The organism is Mycobacterium sp., from assembly GCF_032159775.1.
Classification (GTDB): Bacteria; Actinomycetota; Actinomycetes; order Mycobacteriales; family Mycobacteriaceae; genus Mycobacterium.
In genome coordinates this window covers 18,297-40,225 of record NZ_JAVHWK010000117.1, presented here as the reverse complement: position 1 = coordinate 40,225, position 21,929 = coordinate 18,297, and the positions used below count along the sequence as shown (strand labels likewise).

General features: G+C 67.0%; 19 protein-coding genes. 4 read left to right on the top strand and 15 right to left on the bottom strand.

Annotated features, from left to right (window positions below; translation table 11 throughout):
• From QOJ24_RS13925 to lysS, 3 genes are all read right to left on the bottom strand, one after another.
• Window positions 1–440, bottom strand: a 440-nt coding sequence (locus tag QOJ24_RS13925) for a Clp protease N-terminal domain-containing protein (RefSeq protein WP_526262084.1), incomplete at its 3' end; no start/stop codon positions are given.
• 300 nt (window positions 441–740) lie between these two features.
• Window positions 741–1,082 carry a histone-like nucleoid-structuring protein Lsr2 gene (lsr2, locus tag QOJ24_RS13920; protein WP_526262082.1) on the bottom strand — a complete coding sequence of 114 codons (342 nt, stop codon included), beginning with the start codon at window positions 1,080–1,082 and terminating at the stop codon, window positions 741–743.
• A gap of 115 nt (window positions 1,083–1,197) precedes the next feature.
• A complete protein-coding gene (gene lysS / locus QOJ24_RS13915) occupies window positions 1,198–2,676 on the bottom strand; it encodes a lysine--tRNA ligase (RefSeq protein WP_526262090.1) in 1,479 nt (492 codons plus the stop codon).
• A gap of 89 nt (window positions 2,677–2,765) precedes the next feature.
• Here lysS and QOJ24_RS13910 point away from each other — a divergent pair, with 89 nt between their 5' ends.
• Entirely contained in the window at window positions 2,766–4,007 is a 1,242-nt protein-coding gene (locus QOJ24_RS13910) for an alanine racemase (RefSeq protein ID WP_526262080.1), read from the top strand.
• Here the strand turns inward: QOJ24_RS13910 and QOJ24_RS13905 are convergent.
• From QOJ24_RS13905 to ftsH, 10 genes are all read right to left on the bottom strand, one after another.
• Complete coding sequence (locus QOJ24_RS13905) at window positions 4,004–4,819, bottom strand: type III pantothenate kinase (RefSeq protein WP_526262078.1); 816 nt, start codon at window positions 4,817–4,819, stop codon at window positions 4,004–4,006. The genes QOJ24_RS13910 and QOJ24_RS13905 overlap by 4 nt on opposite strands.
• Before the next feature lie 22 nt (window positions 4,820–4,841).
• Complete coding sequence (gene panC, locus QOJ24_RS13900; RefSeq protein ID WP_526262076.1) at window positions 4,842–5,786, bottom strand: pantoate--beta-alanine ligase; 945 nt, start codon at window positions 5,784–5,786, stop codon at window positions 4,842–4,844.
• Window positions 5,783–6,688, bottom strand: a complete 906-nt coding sequence (locus QOJ24_RS13895) for a Rossmann-like and DUF2520 domain-containing protein (RefSeq protein ID WP_526262074.1) — start codon at window positions 6,686–6,688, stop codon at window positions 5,783–5,785. The genes panC and QOJ24_RS13895 overlap by 4 nt, the downstream gene beginning before the upstream one ends.
• 121 nt (window positions 6,689–6,809) lie before the next feature.
• Window positions 6,810–8,276 (bottom strand): DUF6779 domain-containing protein, encoded by a 1,467-nt coding sequence (locus QOJ24_RS13890; protein ID WP_526262072.1) that lies wholly within the window; start codon window positions 8,274–8,276, stop codon window positions 6,810–6,812.
• Window positions 8,277–8,352: 76 nt separating this feature from the next.
• Window positions 8,353–8,829, bottom strand: coding sequence for a DUF3180 family protein (locus QOJ24_RS13885; RefSeq protein ID WP_526262070.1), 477 nt, complete (start codon window positions 8,827–8,829; stop codon window positions 8,353–8,355).
• Window positions 8,829–9,338: a 2-amino-4-hydroxy-6-hydroxymethyldihydropteridine diphosphokinase gene (folK, locus tag QOJ24_RS13880; RefSeq protein ID WP_526262069.1), complete on the bottom strand. Its 510-nt coding sequence runs from the start codon at window positions 9,336–9,338 to the stop codon at window positions 8,829–8,831. Before folK ends, QOJ24_RS13885 begins: the two co-directional genes overlap by 1 nt.
• Window positions 9,335–9,718, bottom strand: coding sequence for a dihydroneopterin aldolase (gene folB / locus QOJ24_RS13875; RefSeq protein ID WP_526262067.1), 384 nt, complete (start codon window positions 9,716–9,718; stop codon window positions 9,335–9,337). The genes folK and folB overlap by 4 nt, the downstream gene beginning before the upstream one ends.
• Window positions 9,711–10,544, bottom strand: coding sequence for a dihydropteroate synthase (gene folP / locus QOJ24_RS13870; protein ID WP_526262065.1), 834 nt, complete (start codon window positions 10,542–10,544; stop codon window positions 9,711–9,713). The genes folB and folP overlap by 8 nt, the downstream gene beginning before the upstream one ends.
• Window positions 10,541–11,152: a GTP cyclohydrolase I FolE gene (gene folE, locus QOJ24_RS13865; RefSeq protein ID WP_526262063.1), complete on the bottom strand. Its 612-nt coding sequence runs from the start codon at window positions 11,150–11,152 to the stop codon at window positions 10,541–10,543. The genes folP and folE overlap by 4 nt, the downstream gene beginning before the upstream one ends.
• A gap of 18 nt (window positions 11,153–11,170) precedes the next feature.
• Window positions 11,171–13,531, bottom strand: coding sequence for an ATP-dependent zinc metalloprotease FtsH (gene ftsH / locus QOJ24_RS13860; protein WP_526262061.1), 2,361 nt, complete (start codon window positions 13,529–13,531; stop codon window positions 11,171–11,173).
• A gap of 155 nt (window positions 13,532–13,686) precedes the next feature.
• Between ftsH and QOJ24_RS13855 the strand changes: the two genes are divergently transcribed.
• From QOJ24_RS13855 to QOJ24_RS13845, 3 genes are all read left to right on the top strand, one after another.
• Window positions 13,687–14,583, top strand: coding sequence for an alpha/beta fold hydrolase (locus QOJ24_RS13855; protein ID WP_526262059.1), 897 nt, complete (start codon window positions 13,687–13,689; stop codon window positions 14,581–14,583).
• Window positions 14,584–14,735: 152 nt separating this feature from the next.
• Entirely contained in the window at window positions 14,736–18,230 is a 3,495-nt protein-coding gene (car, locus tag QOJ24_RS13850; RefSeq protein WP_526262057.1) for a carboxylic acid reductase, read from the top strand.
• A 26-nt stretch (window positions 18,231–18,256) separates the two neighbouring features.
• The gene (locus QOJ24_RS13845) at window positions 18,257–19,012 is read left to right on the top strand and encodes an SIMPL domain-containing protein (protein WP_526262055.1); all 756 of its coding nucleotides are present in this window, start codon (window positions 18,257–18,259) and stop codon (window positions 19,010–19,012) included.
• A 4-nt stretch (window positions 19,013–19,016) separates the two neighbouring features.
• Here the strand turns inward: QOJ24_RS13845 and QOJ24_RS13840 are convergent, their stop codons facing one another.
• Both QOJ24_RS13840 and hpt read right to left on the bottom strand, forming a co-directional pair.
• Window positions 19,017–21,242, bottom strand: a complete 2,226-nt coding sequence (locus QOJ24_RS13840) for a molybdopterin-dependent oxidoreductase (RefSeq protein WP_526262053.1) — start codon at window positions 21,240–21,242, stop codon at window positions 19,017–19,019.
• Window positions 21,243–21,317: 75 nt separating this feature from the next.
• On the bottom strand, window positions 21,318–21,896 hold the full coding sequence (gene hpt, locus QOJ24_RS13835) for a hypoxanthine phosphoribosyltransferase (protein WP_526262051.1): 579 nt from the start codon (window positions 21,894–21,896) through the stop codon (window positions 21,318–21,320).
• Between the last annotated feature and the right edge of the window lie 33 nt (window positions 21,897–21,929).

The window sequence follows — 21,929 nt, the reverse complement described above, 5'->3', positions numbered from 1 at the left end:
CCCTGATAGCCACTCAGCAGCTGAATGACCTGCTGACGCACGCGGGTCAGCTCGGCGCCCAGCTTGACGAGGACCTGGGCGGCCACGCCTTCGCCCTCACGGATCAGGCCGAGGAGAATGTGCTCGGTGCCGATGTAGTTGTGGCCGAGTTGCAGCGCCTCGCGGAGGCTGAGCTCGAGAACCTTCTTGGCGCGCGGGGTGAACGGGATGTGGCCGGACGGAGCCTGCTGTCCCTGGCCGATGATCTCCTCGACCTGGCTGCGCACGCCTTCCAGCGAGATGCCCAGCGACTCCAGCGACTTGGCGGCTACGCCCTCACCCTCGTGAATGAGGCCCAACAGGATGTGCTCGGTGCCGATGTAGTTGTGGTTGAGCATCCTGGCTTCTTCTTGAGCCAGAACGACGACCCTGCGGGCGCGGTCGGTGAATCTCTCAAACATCGGTGTTACCTGCTCTCCATCTAGGTCGGTGCGCGTGTGGCTGAACGCCGCGACGTACCTGCCATCCACTCTAATGGGCGGCCGCCCCGGGTGCCTTGCTTGGCTGTCCTTCGCCAACAAGAGACCGAGTTGCGTAATAGTTCGCTATTCGCCCTGCTCCCGGTGACTTGAATGACCAACGCCCGGGCGGGGTCATTCGTTTCCGCGGCGTCGCCACTACAAGTTCGCCGCTAGCGAAAGCCCGGGCCGGTGCGGGATCGGGCTTCCGTGTCATGGCAACGCCGCATTCCGTTGCCCGAGTTACGTCGCGGCGTGGAAAGCGTCGATGACGTCGGCGGGGATCCGACCGCGGGTGGACACGTTGTGGCCGTTGCGCCTTGCCCAATCGCGGATCGCTGCGCTCTGCTCGCGATCGATCGCCGCGCGGCCCCTTCCCGTGCCTGCCGACCGCCCCCGGCGGCGGCCTCCGACGCGACGCCCGGCGTCCACCCACTGCTTCAGATCGGCCCGCAGTTTCGAGGCATTCTTTGACGAAAGGTCGATCTCATAGCTCACGCCGTCGAGGCCGAATTCAACCGTTTCGTCGGCCGCACCTTCTCCGTCGAAATCATCGACGAGGGTGACGGTCACCTTTTTTGCCATTTAGCCCACACGACCCTTCTGACTGGCACATAGTGCCCAGCTCCATGTTGAAACCTTGCCCCAATGTGCCATATCGGGGCAGGCCATTCAACAAGAGGGGTTTGCGAAGTGCCGTTCAGTTGCTCTGTCGGCGAACAATCGGAAACAAAACCGTCTCTCGAATTGACAGTCCGGTCAGCGCCATCAACAACCTGTCGAGGCCCATTCCGGTACCGGTTGTCGGCGGCATCCCATACTCGAGTGCGGCGAGGAAATCTTCGTCCAGCAGCATCGCCTCGTCGTCGCCGGCCGCCGCGGCGCGGGCTTGGGCAGCGAATCTTTCCCGCTGCACCACAGGGTCGATGAGTTCGGAATATCCAGTCGCGAGCTCGATACCGCGGATGTACAGATCCCACTTCTCGGTGACGCCGGGAATGCTGCGGTGAGCGCGGGTGAGCGGGGTCGTCTCGGTGGGGAAATCGCGGACGAAAGTCGGCGCCCAGAGGTCGTCGCCGACGGTGTGCTCCCAGAGCTCTTCGACCATTTTCCCGTGCCCATAGCCACGGTCACGGGGCATCTCGACACCTAGCCGGTCGGCGAATTCGAGTAGCCGCGCGACAGGCGTCTGGGGAGTGACCTCTTCACCGAGCGCCTCGGACAACGATGGATACATTTGGATCGTCGCCCATTCGCCGTCGAGGTCGTAGGTCGTGCCATCAGGCAATGGCACCATCCTGGTACCAATGGCCTCGTCGGCTACCTCTTGAATTATTTCGCGAGTCATCCTGGCGGAATCGTCATATGTCCCATACGCCTCGTATGTCTCGAGCATCACGAATTCAGGCGAATGTGTGGAATCGGCGCCTTCGTTTCTGAACACGCGATTCAGTTCGAAAACCTTCTCCAGACCACCGACCACGCAACGCTTCAGGAAAAGTTCCGGTGCGATGCGGAGGTAGAGGTCGGCGTCGAGCGCATTGGAATGCGTGACGAACGGCCGAGCGGCGGCCCCTCCTGCCAGCGTTTGCAGCATCGGGGTCTCCACCTCGAGGAAGCCGCGCCGTTCCAGCGCAGAACGCACTGCGCGCACGACCGCCACCCGCTGCCGGGCAATCGTCCTGGCTTCAGGTCTCACGATCAGGTCGACGTAGCGCTGTCGGACCCGCGACTCCTCGCTCAATTCCTTGTGGGCGACCGGAAGCGGCCGAAGCGCCTTGGAGATTATTTGCCAGGAATCAGCAAGCACAGACAATTCGCCGCGCCGCGAGCTGATCACTTCGCCGTGGACGAAGACGAGGTCGCCGAGGTCGACATCCGACTTCCATCGATCGAGGGATTCCTGCCCGACCTTGGCCAGGCTGATCATCGCCTGCAGTTGGGTTCCGTCGCCCTCCTGCAGGGTGGCAAAGCAGAGCTTGCCGGAGTTACGGGCGAACACGACGCGGCCCGCGACGCCGACCAGGTCGCCGGTCTCGGTGTCGACCGGCAGGTCGGGGTGGTTGGCGCGGATCTCCGCGAGGGTGTGCGTACGCGCGACCTCGACCGGGTACGGCTCGCGCCCCTCGGCGAGCAGCCGTTCACGCTTGGCCTGACGAATCCGGAACTGCTCGGGGATGTCGGCCTCTTCCGATGTCGCCTGCCGAGCGGCTCCGGCGTTGTCGGGTGGATCAGTTGAGGTCACGACGTGCCAGCTTAAATCAACACATGGTCGAAACCATCAACGCGGCGGCACTGAGGGCTCTCGCGGACGAGCCGTTGGATTGGCGTTTCAAGGGGTTACCCGCTTCGTGGTGGGGACGCACCGCCGGACAGATCAGCTCCGCTGGTCTGAAACTGGTCCGCGAGGAGGCGGCGGGGCCGGTATGCGTACTCCGCGCTGGAGCCCTCTCCCACAACCTCGCGACGATGGCCGGCTGGTGTGGTGACCGGGGCGTCGAGCTCGCCCCGCACGGCAAGACGCACATGGCCCCGCAGTTGTTGGCTCGTCAATTCGAGTCGGGGGCGTCCGCCGTCACCGTCGCGACCATCAGCCAGGCGCGCATCTACCGGGCATTCGGTGTGCGCGATTTCATAGTCGCCAACGAGCTGGTGGACGCCGCAGGCTTGGGCTGGGTGGCCTCGCAGTGTGACGCTGATCCCGAATTTCGGCTGGTGTGCTGGGTGGACTCGGTGGCTGGCGTGCAGCAGATGGCCTCCGGGCTCCAAGGGGCGACCCGACCCGTCGATGTCTGTGTCGAGATCGGTCTGCCAGGGGGTCGCACCGGCGTCCGCGAAGCAGCTGCCGTGAACGAGGTGGCACGCGCCGCCGCGGAGTGTCCCGCCCTGCGGCTGGTCGGCATTGCGGGCTACGAGGCCGCGCTCGGTCACGACATCTCGCCCGACGGGCTCGCGCGCATCACCGCCTACCTGTTGCAGCTGCGGTCGGCCATCGAACGACTGGCCGACATGTTCGAGACCGACAGCGTCGTGGCGACCGCGGGCGGCAGCACGTACTTCGACACTGTCGCCGATGTGCTGAGCATCGGCTCGGTCGGGGGGCGGCGGGTACGCACCGTCGTCCGCAGCGGCTGCTATCTCACCCACGACCACGGGCTGTACGCACGGACGTCGCCGCTTCGCGGGGGGCTGCAGCCCGCGCTCGAAGTGTGGGCACAGGTGATTTCGCGACCGGAGCATGATCTCGCCCTGCTGACGATGGGCCGCCGCGACGTGTCGTTCGACCAGGACATGCCGGTGTCGCTGGAATTGCCGGGCAGCCGCGTCACCAAGCTCAACGATCAGCACGCATACCTGAAGATCGGCCCCGACCAGCAGGCCGCCGTCGAGGTGGGCAACTGGCTGCGGTTCGGGATCTCGCATCCCTGCACCACGTTCGACAAGTGGCAGATGATCCCGGTGCTGGACGACGACGACCGCGTCGTCGACCTGATCCGCACGTTCTTCTAGCGGGGCTGTTTGAGCCTGCCCCGCTCGCTGTCCCGGTTGCGTTCGAACACCAGCCGCAGCCCGTCGAGCGTCAGGTGGCGGTCGTAGTCACTCACCGTGTGCAGGTTGGGCAGCAGCAGCGGGGCCGTGTGCCCGGTCGCGACCACCGCGACGTCGCCGCCGCCGAACCCGTCGATGTCTTCCCGGATCCGCGACACCAGCCCGTCGACCAGACCCGCAAACCCGAACACGGCGCCCGCCTGCATGCATTCCACGGTGTTCTTGCCGACAACCGACCGTGGCCGGGTCAGCTCGACACGCCGCAGAGCCGCCGACCGGGCCGCCGCCGCATCGGACGACACCTGCACGCCGGGAGCGATTGCGCCGCCGAGGAACTCACCCTTGGCCGACACGACGTCGACACAGATCGACGACCCGAAATCAACGACGATCGCGGCCGTCTTGTACTTGTGAAATGCCGCGAGGCAGTTGACGATCCGGTCGGCTCCGACTTCCTTGGGGTTGTCGACCAGCAGCGGAATGCCGGTCCGCACACCCGGTTCGATCAGAACGTGAGGCACCGACGGCCAGTACTGTTCGAGCATTTCGCGCACCTCGTGCAGCACCGAGGGCACGGTCGACAGCCCTGATGCGCCGGTGAGTCGTTCGGAGTCGTCGCCGATCAAGCCGTCGATGGTCAACGCAAGTTCGTCAGACGTCACCTCGGTTTCAGTGCGGATCCGCCACTGGTGCACCACTTTGCCGTGATCGCCCGATCCCGAGATCAGGCCGACGACGGTATGGGTGTTGCGGACGTCGATCGCTAACAGCACGAGCTCACCGTCATCCGTAACATCAATTCCTCCATGGCAATTCATGGTTGCCGTCAGACCCGACCGGTCGTTGTCCGTCGGTACCCGCGGTGGTCCCGACGTCTATCGCGATGTTGTCGAGCAGCCTGGTGTTGCCAAGTCGCGCCGCCAGCACCATGCGCGCCGCACCCTCGGCAGGCGCGGGTCCGAGCCCGGGGTCGCGCACTTCCAGGTAATCGACATCGATGGCGGGCACCTCGTCGAGCACCGCGCGCGCGGCGTCCAGCGCAGCGGGTGTGCCGGTCGATGCGGCGTACATTCCGGCCAGCAGCGCCGCCGACAGCGCTCCTGCCTGCTCGCGTTCGACGTCGCTGAGGTACCGGTTGCGCGACGACATCGCCAGCCCGTCGGGTTCGCGGACAGTCGGCACGCCGGCGATCTCGGCGTCGACATTCAGGTCCTCGACCATCTGACGGATCAGCACGAGCTGTTGGTAGTCCTTCTCCCCGAAGAACGCCCTGTCCGGTCGGACGATCTGCAAAAGCTTGAGCACAACGGTCAGGACACCCGCGAAATGCGTGGGCCGCGAGGCGCCTTCCAGCTCGGCGCCCAATGGACCTGGCTGTACCGAGGTGCGCGGCCCGTCCGGATACATCTGCGCCGCGGTCGGGGTGAAAGCGATCTCGATGCCCTCGGCGCGCAATTTGGCGAGGTCGTCCTCGAGCGTCTTCGGATACTTGTCGAGATCTTCGTTCGCACCGAACTGCAGCGGGTTGACGAATATCGACACCACCACAACCGAGCCCGGCACCCGCTTGGCGGTCCGCACCAGAGTGAGGTGCCCGTCATGGAGTGCGCCCATGGTCGGCACGAGCATGACGCGTCGTCCGGCCTGGCGAAGCGCGCGCGTCACATCTGATACCTCGCGGGGCGAGCGGTAGACATTGAGCTCACCCGCGGCGAATTTCGGCGGCTTTCGAAGGGTCACGCCGACCCCTTGTCATCCAGCACGGCGAAGACGTCGTCGGGAGCGTGTGCACGCTGCGCGGTGCGTAGCGAGTTCGACCGATATGTCTGCGCCAGTTCGGGATCCACTTCGGCCAGGGCTCGCAGATGCTCGGCGACCGCACCCGCGTCACCGCGTGCGACCGGCCCGGTCAAGGCGGCCTGGCCCCGGTTCAGCGCGTTCTCCATCGCCGCCCGCGCCAGCGGGCCGACCACCCGCTCGGCGATGCCGCCGGGACCGTCGCCGACAAGCTCCTGGCCGAGTAGCTCCTGACCCCACAGGGCGGCCCGCAGCGCCTCGACGGCGTCCAGCAGAACCGTGACCACGTGATTGCTGGCGTGGGCAAGGGCCGCGTGATAGAGCGGCCGGGCGTCCTCGCGGACCCGGAACGGTTCGCCGCCGATCTCGAGGACCAGCGACTGCGCGACGGCATAGCCGATGTCATCGGCGGCGGTGACGCCGAAACAGGTGTCGGGCAATCGGGCGATGTCCTCGTCGGCACCGGTGAATGTCATCGCCGGATGAATGGCCAGCGGGATGCAGTCCTGTTCGGTCAGCGGGTTCAGCACCGCGATACCGTTGGCCCCCGAGGTGTGCACGACGATCGTTGCGGGCCGCACGGCATGGGTGGCGGCCAGGCCGGACACCACAGAAGCCAGTTCGGAATCGGGCACCGCGATCAGCAGCAGTTCCGCGCGGCCCGCCACCTCATGCGCGGGCAGAACCGCTGTGTCGGGCAGCCGGCGCTCCGCGCGCTGCAGGGAGGCTTGTGATATCGCACTGCACGCCACCACCACGTGGCCTGCCCGCTCTAGTGCCACGCCGAGTGCGCTGCCGACGCGCCCTGCGGAAATGATTCCGACCGAGAGCCGCGCCGGACGCATAGGTGCGTCTTGGGGACCCCACGCTTGCGTCGGTGACTGCTCCATTGCAGAGGGCCTCGCGAGATCTGTGTTTCGTTCCAGTCCTACGTTGCTGGTACCGGACGGTCGGTAAGAGACTAACTCACTCCTCGCGACGACGACGACGCCCGCCGCCCGCCGAGCCGACTTCCAGTCGCGCCAACAACTCGGCGACGGAATGGCCACCGGTCGACTCCGCGTCGTCGAGACTGCGGTGACGCGGTGCGGCGTCGTCCGCGGGCGCAACGGGCGGAGTCGGTTCAGCAGCGGATGGCGCGGGTGGTGTCGCCAGCGTGGGGATCGGTGGTTGCGGTCGCCCGGGGTCGGTGGCATGGGGCGGGGCCGAGTGGCGTCCCCGATTCACGTCGCCGGGTGGTGTCGACATCGCAGGCTCGGCGGCGCGTCGCCGGCCGACGTACTCGTCGGCTGTTCCGTTCTCCTCGGCAGACGGCGACCAGTTGCTGCCGGGAGCGCCGGGCGGGAGCCACTCGCCGTCGGCAGGCGCGGGCTGCCAGCGGGCCGCCGCGGCCTGCCTGGCGGCCTCCTCCTCGGCGGCGCGCTGCGCGGCAGCCCGCTGCTCGGCGATGGCGCGTTCTTCCGCGGCCCGCTCTTCTGCCGCGCGCTGTTCGGCCGCCAGTCGCTCCTCAGCGGCACGCCGTTCCTCGGCTGCGCGCTCCTCTGCCGCGCGCTGTTCGGCCGCCAGCTCCTCGGCCTTCCGTTCTTCCGCTGCGCGTTGTTCGGTGGCCCGCTGCTCCGCGATCCGTTGTTCGGCGGCCCTCATCTCCGCCGCCCGCTGCTCGGCCGCGGCCCGCTGCTCGGCCGCCCGTTGGTCGGCTGCGGCGCGCTGCTCCGCGGCCGCACGCTCCTCGGCGGCGCGGTGTTCTGCTGCGCGCTGCTCGGCCGCCCATGCCAGCCGCTCCTCCGCGGTCGGCTCGGCCTCTGACGACCTGCGGTGGGCACCGCCGAACAGGGCCGTCGGAGACCATTCATGTTCCGGCGCGTGGGGTTCGGCGGAGACATCGATGATCGGGTTCTCTTCGGTCCGAAGATTGGGTCCCTCGTCGGTGTCGATTCGGCTGACGGTGATCCGGCCGGGCCGCACCGGCCCTTGTTCGGTCTCGATCGCCGGCCGGTGGCTCAGGTCTGCGTCGAAGAGATATTCGAGATTGGCCCGTAGCGCGGCGAGTTCGGCGCGCAGCGCGGCAATCTCGTCGGCAGCCTGTGCGCGTATCTCGGTGGACAGTTCGCGACGCAACTCCGATTCGACCGTCAGCTCATATTCGCGTCGTGCCGAGATCTCACGGTCCAGCTGTAAGTCGTAGACCAGCTTCAGATCGCGCGCCTTGGCCGCATCGACGTCGCTCTGCCGTCGATAGATGACCGACACGAAGGCGGCCACCACCGCGGCCCACAACGCGAGGATCACCGCGAGCTTCAGCAACTCCACCCGGCTGGTGAACACCAGTGCCGAACTCGCCATGATTGCGAGTACCAGCAACACCGTTAACAGCAGCCAACCCGGCCTTCGACCGCTGCGCCGCGGCCGGGCACCACGGGTCAACACGGTCATGGGCCGACTGTACCGGTCACAGGTCACTGCGCGTGTCGTGCATCGCGGCGATTCGCGATCCGCTAGTGTCGTCCAGCTACTCCGCGGCGCCTTCGCCGTTCTCCGGCGGCTCCTGCGGTGACTTGCAGCAATGTTGTAGCCACAGCGCGGCGATCAACAGGGCAAGCGCGCTCACCGCCGCAACGACCGCCCCGGCCGTGTCCTCGCCCGCGATGCGCAGCGTGCCGCGCCGTGGCAAAAGATAGACCAGCACCCCGGCCCACCACCCGAGCACCACTGCTCCGACCCAGGCTGAAGCCTTGGCGATCATCACCGAACGTGCGACGGCCAACGGATGCAGCCAGCCAGGCCCGTCACCGATCTGGCCGTCGCTGATCTTCGACCGGACATAGAAGGCCCAGCCACCCTCGGCGGCGGCCACCGCCAATAACGACAAGCCGGTCCACACCGTGATCGGTGGAAACCACCGGTAGAGCACCGTCACCAAAACAAAGCCGAGGACGGCCGCGATCACCGTCGCCGCCGTCAGGTCGCGGTTGCGGGTCGGGCCCATCAGGCGAGCACCAGCCCGGTCAGACGCACTCCGTCACGTTCGGTGGTGTCCAAATCGGCCAGCAGTTTGCCGACCGGTCGGCGCTCGCCGGCCACGGTCAGTTCGGCGTCGGGGTCGACGTCCAGCCACGGAACCAGCACGAAGGCGCGCTGGTGTGCATACGGGTGCGGCAACGTGAGGTCTTTGTCGCGGAGGATCACCTCGGTTTCGCCGTCATGACACGTGAGGAGATCGACGTCGAGCGTCCGCGGACCCCAACGTTGATCACGGACCCGGTCGGCCGCGTTCTCGAACTCATGCGCGCGGCGCAGCCAGCCGTAGGCATCGCGTTGCGGGTCATCGGCGATCAGCACGGCGTTGAGGAACGGACCCTGTTCCACGCTGCCCCACGCGTCGGTCTCGTAGACCGCGGAAACCGCACGCAGAGCCGACCCGAGCCCGTCGACAACCGACTGCAACCGGGCCAGCCGGTCACCGAGATTCGACCCGATGGACAACACGACCCTCAACTCGTACCTCCGCGGCCTCCGCGACGGGACCGTCGTGCCACGACGGCGACGTCGGCGAAGTTCAGCGGAATCGGGGCGGCGGGCTTGTGCACGACCACTTCGACGGCCTGCACCCGCTCGTCGGACATCACGTCTTCGGCGATCTCGCCCGCCACCGTCTCGATCAGATTGCGCGCAGGTCCACCCACGATGTCGGCGGCCCGTTGGGCGAGTGCGCCGTAGTCGAGCGTGTCGGCGAGGTCATCGCTGGCAGCCGCCGTCGCCAGATCGACCCACACCGTGATGTCGATGACGAAGTCCTGACCGTCCCGTCGCTCTTCTGCGAATACGCCGTGGTTTCCACGAACGGTCAAGCCGCGCAATTCGATTCGATCAGCCATCGCACTCCGCATTCGTCCACGCCTCAACGACCTTCAGTGCGTCGACCGATGCTCGCACATCGTGCACCCGCACCCCCCACACACCCTGCTGGGCGGCGAGCGCAGACACCACCGCGGTAGCGATCTCGCGGCCGTCCGGCGGACGGGGTTCGCCGTCGACGTCGGCCAGAAGGGCTCCGAGGAAACGCTTTCGCGACGCCCCGACGAGCACCGGGATTCCGGTGTCGACGAATTCCGACAGCGCGCGCAGCAGCGCCCAGTTGTGCTCACCGGTCTTTGCGAACCCGAGTCCGGGATCGATGATCAGGTTGGCCGCGTCCACGCCCGCCTTCACCGCGGCGTCGGCCGCCGAGAGCAGTTCGGTGCGTACCTGCGCCACCACGTCGTCGTAGGGCGGTACCTCGTGCGGGCGCTGCGCACTGACCGAGCGCCAGTGCATCAGCACCCAGGGCACCCCGGCGCGGGCGACGACACGGGCCATGTCCGGGTCGGCCCGCCCACCGGACACGTCGTTGACGATTTGCGCCCCGTTCTCGAGCGCCGCCGCAGCGACATCTGCGTGCATCGTGTCGATGCTTACGGTAAGCCCCTGTCCGGCAAGCTCTTTGATCACCGGCAGCACGCGTGCGGACTCGACACGGCCGTCGATGCGGGTGGCGCCGGGGCGCGTCGACTCGCCGCCGACGTCGATGATCGCCGCGCCGTCGGCGGCCAGCGCCATTGCGTGTTCGACGGCGCGGTCACGGTCGAGGAACAGCCCTCCATCGGAAAAGGAGTCGTCGGTGACGTTGACGACTCCCATCACCCGCACGTGTGTAGGGCTCACTTGCGCAAGATGAGATCCAGCGCCTCGGACCGGGATGCCGCATCGGCCTTGAACTGCCCGCGCACGGCAGAGGTTGTCGTCGTCGCCCCCGGCTTACGCACACCGCGCATCGACATGCAAAGGTGCTCGGCCTCGATGACGACGATCGCCCCGCGCGGATCCAGCTTGCGCATCAACGCATCCGCGATCTGAGCGGTGAGCCGTTCCTGCACCTGCGGCCGTTTCGCGTACAGGTCGACCAGGCGGGCGATCTTCGACAGTCCCGTCACCCGGCCGTCCACGCCGGGGATGTACCCGACGTGGGCCACCCCGTGAAACGCCACCAGGTGGTGTTCGCAGGTGGAGTACATCGGGATCTGCTTCACCAGCACCATTTCGTCGTGTTGCTCGTCGAACGTGGTGTTCAGCACCGAATCCGGATCTATGTAAAGCCCGGCGAACATCTCCTTGTACGCGCGGGCGACACGGGCCGGGGTCTCCTCCAAGCCGTGCCGGTCCGGGTCCTCGCCGACGGCGATGAGCAGTTCGCGGATCGCCGCCTCGGCTCGCGGTTGGTCGAACTTCTCCGCAGCCAAGGTCGCCGCAGAGTTGTTGTGCGGCTGCGTCATCGGAGCCTCCGTCGAGTATCAGCCATTGGTCGGCGGCTTCGGCCGGTTCGATTCCTGGCCCGCGTCGTCATCGTCGGGCGGGGGCGCTCCGGTCGGTCCGCGGTGCGGCGGTTGGTGCCCGGCGGCATACGGATAGTGGCCATAGGGCGGATAGGGCGGCGAAGGTGGTGGCGGCGGATACCACTGGCCCTGCGGCGGGTACTGACCCTGCGGCGGGTACTGACCCTGCGGCGAGTACTGACCCTGCGGCGGGTACTGACCTTGCGGCGGGTACTGCGGTGGCCAGCCCGGTGCGTGCCATCCGGCCGGTGCGCCGTAGTCGGGCTGCGTAGGGCCGTTCGGACTTCCGTTGCTGCCCGCACCGTTCGAGCCGTTCGCCGCAGATGCTTCGGCGGCGGCGGCGGAGGCCTTGGCGATCGCGACCTTGAACGCGGGCTCGGGCACCGGTTTGGGCCACGGTTCGCCGCGTTCGATCGCGAGTTCACCGGGCGTCTTGATCGGCGGCTTGTCGGACGGGATTCGTCCGCCGAAGTCGTCGAACATGGTCAGCCTTGGGCGCTTCTTCACGTCTCCGAAGATCGCCTGCAGTTCGGCGCGGTGCAGCGTCTCCTTCTCGAGCAGCTCACCGGCCAACGTGTCGAGGACGTCGCGGTACTCGGTGAGGATCTCCCACGCCTCGGTGTGCGCGGCCTCGATGAGCTTGCGCACCTCGTCGTCGATGATCTGGGCAACCTCGTGGCTGTAGTCGGCCTGCGTACCCATCGTGCGGCCGAGGAACGGATCGCCATGCTCGGTGCCGTACCGCACCGCGCCCAGCTTGCTGCTCATGCCGTACTCGGTGACCATCGCGCGGGCGATCTTGGTGGCCTGCTCGATGTCCGAAACGGCGCCGGTGGTCGGCTCGCGGAACACCAACTCCTCCGCGGCGCGTCCGCCCATCGCGAACACCAGCCGCGCAATCATCTCGGAGCGGGTCATCAGGCCCTTGTCGTCCTCGGGCACGGACATCGCGTGTCCGCCGGTCCGCCCGCGCGCCAAGATGGTCACCTTGTAGATCGGGTCGATGTCCGGCATCGCCCACGCGGCGAGGGTGTGCCCGCCCTCGTGGTAGGCGGTGATCTTCTTCTCGTGCTCGCTGATGATGCGGCTCTTGCGCCGCGGACCGCCAACCACGCGGTCGACGGCCTCCTCGAGCGCGGCACCGCTGATTACGGTGCCGTTCTCGCGGGCGGTCAGCAGGGCGGCTTCGTTGATCACGTTCGCGAGGTCGGCTCCGGACATGCCGACTGTGCGCTTGGCCAGCCCATCCAGGTCGGCGTCGGGTGCGATCGGCTTGCCCTGCGAGTGCACCTTGAACACCGCGCGGCGGCCGGCGAGGTCGGGATTGGACACCGGGATCTGCCGGTCGAACCGGCCGGGCCGGAGCAGAGCGGGGTCGAGAATGTCGGGCCGGTTGGTGGCCGCGATCAGGATGACGCCCTGGCGCTCACCGAAGCCGTCCATCTCCACCAGCAGCTGGTTCAGCGTCTGCTCGCGTTCATCGTGGCCACCACCCATGCCTGCGCCACGCTGACGGCCGACCGCGTCGATCTCGTCGACGAAGATGATGCACGGGCTGTTCTGCTTTGCCTGCTCGAACATGTCGCGGACGCGGGACGCGCCGACGCCGACGAACATCTCGACGAAGTCCGAGCCGGAGATGGTGAAGAACGGCACGCCTGCCTCACCGGCGACGGCGCGGGCGAGCAGCGTCTTGCCGGTGCCGGGTGGGCCGTAGAGCAGCACGCCCTTGGGGATCTTGGCGCCGAGCGCCTGATACCGGGTCGGGTTCTGCAGGAAGTCCTTGATCTCGTAGAGCTCTTCGACGGCCTCGTCGACACCTGCCACGTCGGCGAACGTGGTCTTCGGCATGTCCTTACCCAGCTGCTTGGCCTTCGACTTGCCGAAGCCGAAGCCCATCCGGCCGCCGCTCTGCATGCGGGAGAACATCACGAACAGGCCGACGAGAAGCAGCAGCGGCAGGAGATAGATGAGCAGGGAGCCGAGGATGCTGCCCTGGTTGACAACCGTGTTGACCTTGGCGTTCTTCGCGCTCAACGCGTTGAACAGGTCCACCCCGTACCCGGTCGGGTACTTGGTGATGATCTTGTCGCTGTCCTCGGTGTCGCCGTTGCCGCTCTTCAGATCCAGACGCACCTGCTGTTCGCGGTCGTCGATCTGGGCGCTCTTGACGTTGTCGCTGTTGATCTGGGCCATCGCCACCGAGGTGTCGACGGGCTTGTAGCCGCGGGTGTTGTCACTGAAGTAGAAGAACGACCAGCCCAGCAACAGCACCACCCCGATGACGGTGAGCGTGCGGATCACATTTTTCCGGTTCATTCGGCATCGGCCCTGCAGGGCCACGTCCTTCCAATACGTGCAGCTGGAAATGTCAAGGCTACCGCTAGACCAACGTGCGGCGGTTCCCGACGGCTCGCCGGCGGCCGGCCGGCGGGCCACTTCTTTCGCGACGGGCGCTGTGCTTGGCTGGGATTGTGCTCACCTCCACCGAGCGGTCCGTCGAGACCAACGGTGTGCGGTTGCGAGTGATCGAAGCGGGGCAACGAGGGGCGCCGGTGATCGTGCTCGCCCACGGCTTCCCCGAACTGGCCTACTCCTGGCGCCATCAGATTCCGGTGCTGGCGCAGGCCGGCTACCACGTGCTGGCGCCTGACCAGCGCGGCTACGGGGGCTCCGGCAGGCCCGAGGCCGTCGAGGACTACGACATCCATGCCCTAACCGGCGATCTGATCGGCCTGCTGGACGTGGTCGGTGCCGAGCAGGCGATATTCGTCGGCCACGACTGGGGCGCCATGGTGGTGTGGCAGGCCGCGCTGCTGCATCCCGGGCGGGTCAGGGCCGTCGCCGGCATCAGCGTGCCGCCCATTCCCCGGGCCAGGTCGCGGCCCACCGAACGCTGGCGACAGAAGTTCGGCGACGACTTCTACATGCTGCGTTTTCAGGAGCCCGGACTCGCCGACGCCGAGATGGCCGCCGATGTTCGTTCGACCATGAGCGGAATGTTCGCCGGACTGCTGGGCGGGCCGTCGCCCCTGCCCCACTGGATCAGCCCGGCCGAGTTCGAGTACTACGTGTCGGAGTTCAGCAGGACCGGATTCACCGGTGCCTTGAACTGGTACCGCAACTACGACCGCAACTGGCAGTCCACCGCGCAGTTGGCGGATGCCCGCATCGAAGTGCCTGCGCTGTTCGTCGGCGGCACCGCCGACCCGATAGCTCCAACCATGAACCCCGCCCGTGCCGGTGAGGTTGTCGCAGGCCCCTACACCGTAGAGATGATCGACGGCGCTGGGCATTGGGTGCAGCAGGAGCGCCCCGATGAGGTCAACAAAATCCTGCTGGGATTCCTCCGTGGAGTGGAGCGGCCATGAGCGATACGCCCATCCCGTGTCGCTGGTAACTGCCTGAGAGTTCCTTGAATTCCGCTGTGTGCCGAGCCTCACAGGCGCGCGGCGGAATTCCTCAGTGGTGCAACGCCCTTCTCCAACTAGACCTGCGTGCGAAAGGCTAGATGGTGACCACCATGAACGACAGAATCGCCGACCTCTACGCGAACGACGAGCAGTTTCGAAACGCCCGTCCCGACCCCGCCGTGATCGAAGCGGCAACCGCGCGGGGGCTGCGGCTGACCGAGGTGTTGCAGACCCTGGTCGACGGCTATGCCGAGCGACCCGCCCTCGGCTATAGATCGCGGGAGCTGTTGACCGACAAGGCGACTGGGCGCGTCTCGACCCGGCTGCTGCCGAGCTTCGAGACGGTCAGCTACCGCGATTTGTGGGATCGTGTCGCAGCGCTGGCCGCCGCGCTGCACACGGACCACGCCGCTCCGGTGAACCCCGGCGACTTCGTCGCCACGATCGGCTTCGCCAGTCCTGAGTACCTGATGGTCGACCTGGCCTGCTCGTACCTCGGACTGGTCTCTGTTCCGCTGCAACACAATGCGCCTGCCTCACAGCTGCGGCCGATCATCGCCGAGACCGAGCCGAAGGTGATCGCCGTCGGCGCCGAATACCTGGATCTCGCCGTTGAGGCGGCGGCAGAGAGCGGGTCGCTGCGGCGACTGCTGATCTTCGACTTCGATCCTGCGGTCGACGATCAGCGCGAGAGCCTCGAAAGGGCCGAAGCCCGGCTGCGCGAGGCGGGCCTGCCCGTAACCGTCCACACACTCACCGACGTCGTCGAGCGCGGCCAGTCGCTGCCGCACCAACCTGCGTACACCGGTGGCAGCGCCGACCGGCTCGCGATGATTCTGTACACGTCCGGCTCCACCGGCGCGCCGAAGGGCGCGATGATCACCGAGCGGACGTTGGCGACATTCTGGACCTCGACGTTCGCGTCGACAGGCGATGTCCCGGTGGTCAACGTCAACTTCATGCCGCTCAACCATCTGGGCGGGCGGCTGCCGCTGGTGTCGTCGTTCCGTGCCGGTGGCACAAGCTATTTCGTTCCGGAGTCCGATCTTTCGACGTTGTTCGAGGATTGGGCTCTTGTGCGCCCCACCGACCTGGCACTCGTGCCGCGCGTGGTGGACATGCTCTTCCAGCGGTACCGCAGCGCCGTCGACCGCCTGGCCGCCGACGGCGCCACCGCGGAGCAAGCCGAAGCGGCCGCGGCGACAGAGCTGCGCGAAAAGGTTCTCGGCGGACGTGTCATCGGCGGGTTCGTCGGGACCGCGCCGCTGGCGAGGGAAATGAAGACGTTCATCGACTCGGTGCTGGATACCCACATCACCGATGGCTACGGCACGACGGAGATCGGCGGGGCGATCAATGACGAGACGGTGATCCGCCCCCTGGTCATCGACTACAAGCTCGTCGACGTCCCCGAGCTCGGCTACTTCCTCACCGATACGCCGTACCCGCGCGGTGAACTGCTCATCAAGACCAAAACGATGATGCCCGGTTACTACAAGCGCCCCGAGGTCACCGCGGAGGTGTTCGACGCCGACGGCTACTACCGCACCGGAGACGTGATGGCCGAGCTCGGGCCGGACCGGCTCAGGTATGTCGACCGGAGCAAGAATGTACTCAAGCTGTCGCAGGGCGAGTTCGTCGCTGTCGCGAAGCTGGAGGCGATCTTCGTGGGCGCGGCGCTGGTGCGCCAGATCTTCGTCTACGGCAACAGCGAGCGGGCCAACCTGCTCGCAGTCATCGTTCCGACGCCAGAAGCGCTGGCGCGGTTCGGCGACGACACAAGCGGCCTCAAGTCGGCACTGACCGACTCCCTGCGGGAAACGGCACGCGCGGCGGAACTGCAGTCCTATGAGGTGCCCGCCGACTTCCTGATCGAGACCCACCCGTTCACCGCCGCAAGCGGGCTGCTCTCCGGGGTGGGAAAGATTCTGCGCCCCAGGCTCAAAGAGCAATACGGCCAGCGCCTCGAGCAGCTCTACGCCGAACTCGCGGCGGCACGTGTCGACGAGTTGCGCGCACTGCGCGAGAACGCTGCGGACCGCCCCGTGATCGACAGCGTCGTGTCGGCGGCTTCGACGGTGCTGGGCTCGACGGACGTCGAAGTCGGCCCCGAGTCACATTTCACCGATCTCGGTGGTGACTCGCTGTCGGCACTGACGTTCGCCAACCTGCTGCGTGACGTCCTCGGCGTCGACGTGCCAGTCGGCGTCATCGTGGGTCCGACAAGCAACCTGCGACAGCTGGCCGAATATATCGACGCCGAACGCGAATTCGGCTCGAAGCGACCGACATTCGCGAGCGTGCATGGCCGGGGTGCCACTTCTGTGCGGGCCGACGAGCTCACCCTGGACAAGTTCATCGACGCCGAGACGCTGGCGGCCGCCCCGTCCATCGCCTATGTGACCGGCGAACCGAAGACCGTTCTGCTTACCGGAGCCAACGGCTGGTTGGGACGCTTCCTCGCGCTCGAACTGCTCGAGCGGGCGGCACAGAACGGCGGCACGGTGATCACCGTCGTGCGTGGTCACGACGAAACCGCCGCCCGCGCTCGGCTCGATGCGGCCTACGACAGCGGCGACCCGGACCTTCTCACCCGGTTCCGGCGATTGGCCGCCGATCACCTCGAGGTGATCGCGGGCGATATCGGCGAGCCGAAGCTGGGCGTGGACGACGCGACGTGGGATCGCCTGGCCCACAACGTCGATCAGATCGTTCATCCGGCGGCGCTGGTCAACCACGTGCTGCCCTACAGCGAGGAGTTCGGCCCCAATGTGGTGGGGACGGCCGAGATCATCCGGCTGGCGATCACGGCACAGATCAAACCTGTCACGTATCTGTCGACCGTCGCGGTCGCGATGTCGGTCGCGGCCAGCGACTTCGTCGAGGACGGCGACATCCGCGACGTCAGCCCGGTCCGGCCCGTCGACAGCTCGTATGCGAACGGTTACGCGAACAGCAAGTGGGCAGGCGAAGTCCTGCTGCGGGAGGCGCACGACCTGTGCGGCCTGCCTGTCGCGGTCTTCCGCTCCGACATGATCCTTGCCCACACCCGATACGCCGGGCAGCTCAACGTGCCGGACGCCTTCACGCGGCTCTTGCAGAGCGTTCTGGTGACCGGCATCGCGCCGGGCTCGTTCTATGAGCGGGACGCCGACGGGCGTCCGCAGCGGGCCCATTACGACGGGCTGCCAGTCGACTTCGTCGCCGAGTCGATTGTCACGCTGGCGGCGAAGCCGACGGACGACTACCGGTCGTTCGACGTGATGAACCCGTACGACGACGGCGTCTCGTTGGACACGTTCGTCGACTGGCTGATCGCTGCAGGCCATCCGATCACCCGCATCGACGACCATGACGACTGGTTCCACCGGTTCGAAACCGCGCTGACCGCACTGCCCGACACCAAGCGGCGCCAGAGCGTGCTGCCACTGCTGGACGCATACCGCAAGCCGGAGCGGCCGATACTCGGCGCCATCGCACCGGCCGACGGGTTCCGCGCCGCGGTGCGCGCGGCAGGCGTCGGCGACGACGGCGACATCCCCCACGTCACCGACTCGTTGATCGGCAAGTACGCGGCCGACCTCGAGCGCCTCGGCTTGGTCTGACCGAAGGGTGTTCTAGGCTGCCAGGCATGCCGATCGCAGCGAGAGCGAAACTTGCGACCCGTTTGATCGTTCTCGCCGCGGCGGGGATGACCGTCGTCGGCCTGTCGGCGTGCGACGCGCAGTCGAAGTCGGGGCCGTCGATCATCCCGACCCCCGACGCCGACACAAGGCAGGTCACTGTCGTGGGCACCGGCGAGGTACAGGGCACGCCCGACATGTTGACGGTCAACGCCTCGATCGAGTTCACGGCGTCGGATGCCACCGCCGCGATGAACCAGGCGAGTACGCGTCAGCAGGCCGTCATCGATGCGGTGGTGGGTTCGGGCATCGACAAGGCCGACATCAGCACCACGAATGTGACCCTGCAACCGCAGTTCGGCGGCGGCGACACACCGTCGATCATCGCGTATCAGGCCAACAACTCGATCAACGTGAAGATCCGCAGGCTGGACGCCGCATCTTCGACGCTGGGCGTGATCGGCACCACGGGCGGTGACGCGACCCGCATCAACTCGGTGAGCTACTCGATCGAGGACGATTCTCAACTCGTCAAGGATGCCCGAACGCGCGCGTTCGACGACGCGAAGGACCGTGCCGAGCAGTACGCCCTGTTGGCCGGAATGACTCTGGGCAAAGTCATTTCGATCTCTGAGTCGGCGGGTACGACGCCGCCGATTCCGCCGCCCACACCGATGCCGCGCGCAGCCATGGAGGCAGTGCCGCTGGAGCCCGGCCAGCAGAGTGTCACCTTCTCGGTGACGGTGATCTGGGAGTTGACCTAGTCGCCTAGTCCGCGGGGGCGATATCGACGGGGATGCCGTTGAGAACCGCCGTGCCGGACAACGGGTCGAGTGTACGTCCGTCGTTGAGCTGGTTGACGTTGACGCCGGGGCGGCCGGCAGCGACATCCATCCTGCTGCCTTCGCGGTCGTGACCCCACCCGTGCGGCAGCGACACCACCCCACGCCGCATCCCGGGCATCGGCTCGATCGGCGCTAGTACCTCGCCGCCGGGTCCCTTGATCTTGGCGGTGTCGGCCAATCCGAGTTCGGCGACATCGTCTGGATGCATCTGCAGCGTGCACCGGTTGGTGCCACCGGCCAGCGCGGGCACGTTGTGCATCCAGCTGTTGTTGGAGCGTAGGTGACGTCGGCCAATCAGAACGAACCTGTCGGCGTCTCTTCCCAGCGACTCTCGAAGCCGCGTCGCGTCGGCGACCAGTGGCTCGGGCGCGAGTTCGATTCGGCCGCTGGGTGTTCGGAGCACTTCGGGCACCCGGGGCTCCAGCGGGCCGAGATCGATACCGTGCGGTGCGGCCTTGAGCCGTCCGAGGGTGAGGCCACCGGGCCTGGCACCGAACGCGTCGCCGTACGGTCCGAGCCGAAGCATCATGTCGAGGCGGCGTTCGTAGCCGGGGCCCGCCGCGAGCATTGCGGTCAGCTCGTCGACCGGACGGCCGGTCACCGGCGAGTCGGCGTCGGCGGTCTCCTTGGCCAGCGTCGTCGCGATGACCTGTTCGTCGACCAGCGACGGGTCGCCGTCGGCGCCGATCCCGTAGAGGATCAAGGCGATGCGCGACAGGATCTCCGCCTCGTCGGGGCGCCCGTCGAGCGGTAGCGGCGGCGGTGAATAGCGAACGTTGTTGTGCACCGCGAGATTGTTCAGAGCGAAATCGAAATGCGGACTCTGCGACGGCGGCGGCGGGGGCAGGAGGACGTCGGCGTGCCGGGTGGTTTCGTTGAGGTACGGGTCGATGCTGAGCATGAACCCGACACCGTCGAGCGCCTTGTCGAGCCGGTCCCCGTCGGGTGCCGACAGAACGGGGTTGCCTGCGATGGTGATCATCGCCTTGATCTGTCCCTCGCCGGGTGTATCGATCTCCTCGGCCAGTGCGGCGGCAGGCATTTCGGACAGCGCCTCGGGATATCCGGAGACCCGGCTGTGCCAGCGACCGGTCTTGAAGCCACGGCCAGGTTTCGGCGGCCGTGGTGCAGGCATCGCGGGTCCGAGCGGAAACATCACCCCGCCGGGTCTGTCGAGGTTCCCAGTCAGGATGTTGATGACGTCGACCAGCCAGCTGCCTAGCGTGCCGAATTCGACTGTCGACGTACCGATTCGGCCGTACACCGCCGCCGTCGGCGCCGCTGCAAGGTCGCGGGCGAGCGTCCGGATGTCGTCGGCAGGCACGCCGCAGTGGTCACTGACAGCCTCCGGCGGGAATCCGGCCGCCAGGGCGCGGACGTCGTCGACGCCGTTGACATAGTCTGCTATACCGCCGAGTTCCGTTGCGACAAGGCCCTCTTCGAACAGCACGTGAACGACGGCGAACAGAAGAGCACCGTCGGTGCCCGGCCGCGGAGCGATGTGCCGGTCGGCCATTTCCGCGGTGCGGGTGCGGGCCGGATCGATCACGATGAGCCGGCCGCCGCGCTTGCGTAGAGCGCGCAACTTGCCGGGGAAGTCGGCCGCGGTGGCCAAACTTCCGTTCGAGACAAGAGGATTCGCGCCGATGATCACCAAGTAGTCGGTGCGGTCGAGGTCGGGAACCGTGAATGCCACCGGGCTGCCGAACATCAGGCCCAGCGCAACGTGTTTGGGCATCTGGTCCAGGGTGCTGGCGGAGAACACCTGGCGGGTACCGAGCCCGCGGATGATCAGCGGCGGGTACAGGCTGCCCGCGACGGTGTGCGCGTTGGGGTTGCCCAGATACACGCCGACAGACGCCCCGCCGTGCTCGCCGATGACCTCGCCCAGCCGGGCCGCGACGACCGCGAAGGCTTCCTCCCACGTCGCCTCGGTCAGCGTGCCGTCACGCCGCACCATCGGCCGCGACAGCCGGTCGGGATCGTTGTCCAGCTCGGCGAAGCTCGCGCCTTTCGGGCAGATGAACCCGGCGCTGAAGACGTCCTCGCGGTCGCCGCGCGCCCCGGTCACCCGGCCGTCCTCGATCGTCAGCGTCAGCCCGCAGGTGGCCTCGCAGAACGGGCAGATCCGCAGCGCAGTGCCGGTCATATCGTCCACCTCCCCGCGAAACGGAATTCCAGCACGCCTCTTCTCGAACTTTCGGTACTGGAATTCCGTTTCGCGCTAGTACTCCTCGTACACCTTCGGGTCGAGCGTGCCGATGTAGGACAGGTCGCGATAGCGCTCGGCCCAGTCCAGCCCGTAGCCGACGACGAACTCGTTGGGGATGTCGAAGCCGACGTAGGTGATGTCGACGTCGTCGCGCACCGCGTCGGGTTTGCGCATCAGCGTGCACACCCGCAACGACCGCGGGTGGCGGGTCGCGAGGTTTCGCAGCAGCCACGACAGCGTCAGGCCCGAATCGACGATGTCTTCGACGATCAGCACGTCGCGGTCATTGATGTCGCGGTCGAGGTCCTTGAGGATTCGCACCACGCCCGACGACGACGTCGACGAGCCGTAGGAGCTGACGGCCATGAACTCCAGCTGCGTCGGCACCGGAATCGCACGGGCCAGGTCGGTGACGAAGAAGACGGCGCCCTTGAGCACCGTGACCAGCAGCAGGTCCTGGTCGTTGGCGGCGATGGTGTCGCGGTAGTCCGCACCCACCTGGGCGCCCAACTCGGCGACCCGTGCCTGGATCTGATCCTCGGAGAGCAGCACCGACTTGATGTCGCCCGGGTACAGCTCCTCTGATGGCACGTCAACAGCGTGCCACGTGTGACCTCACCCGCC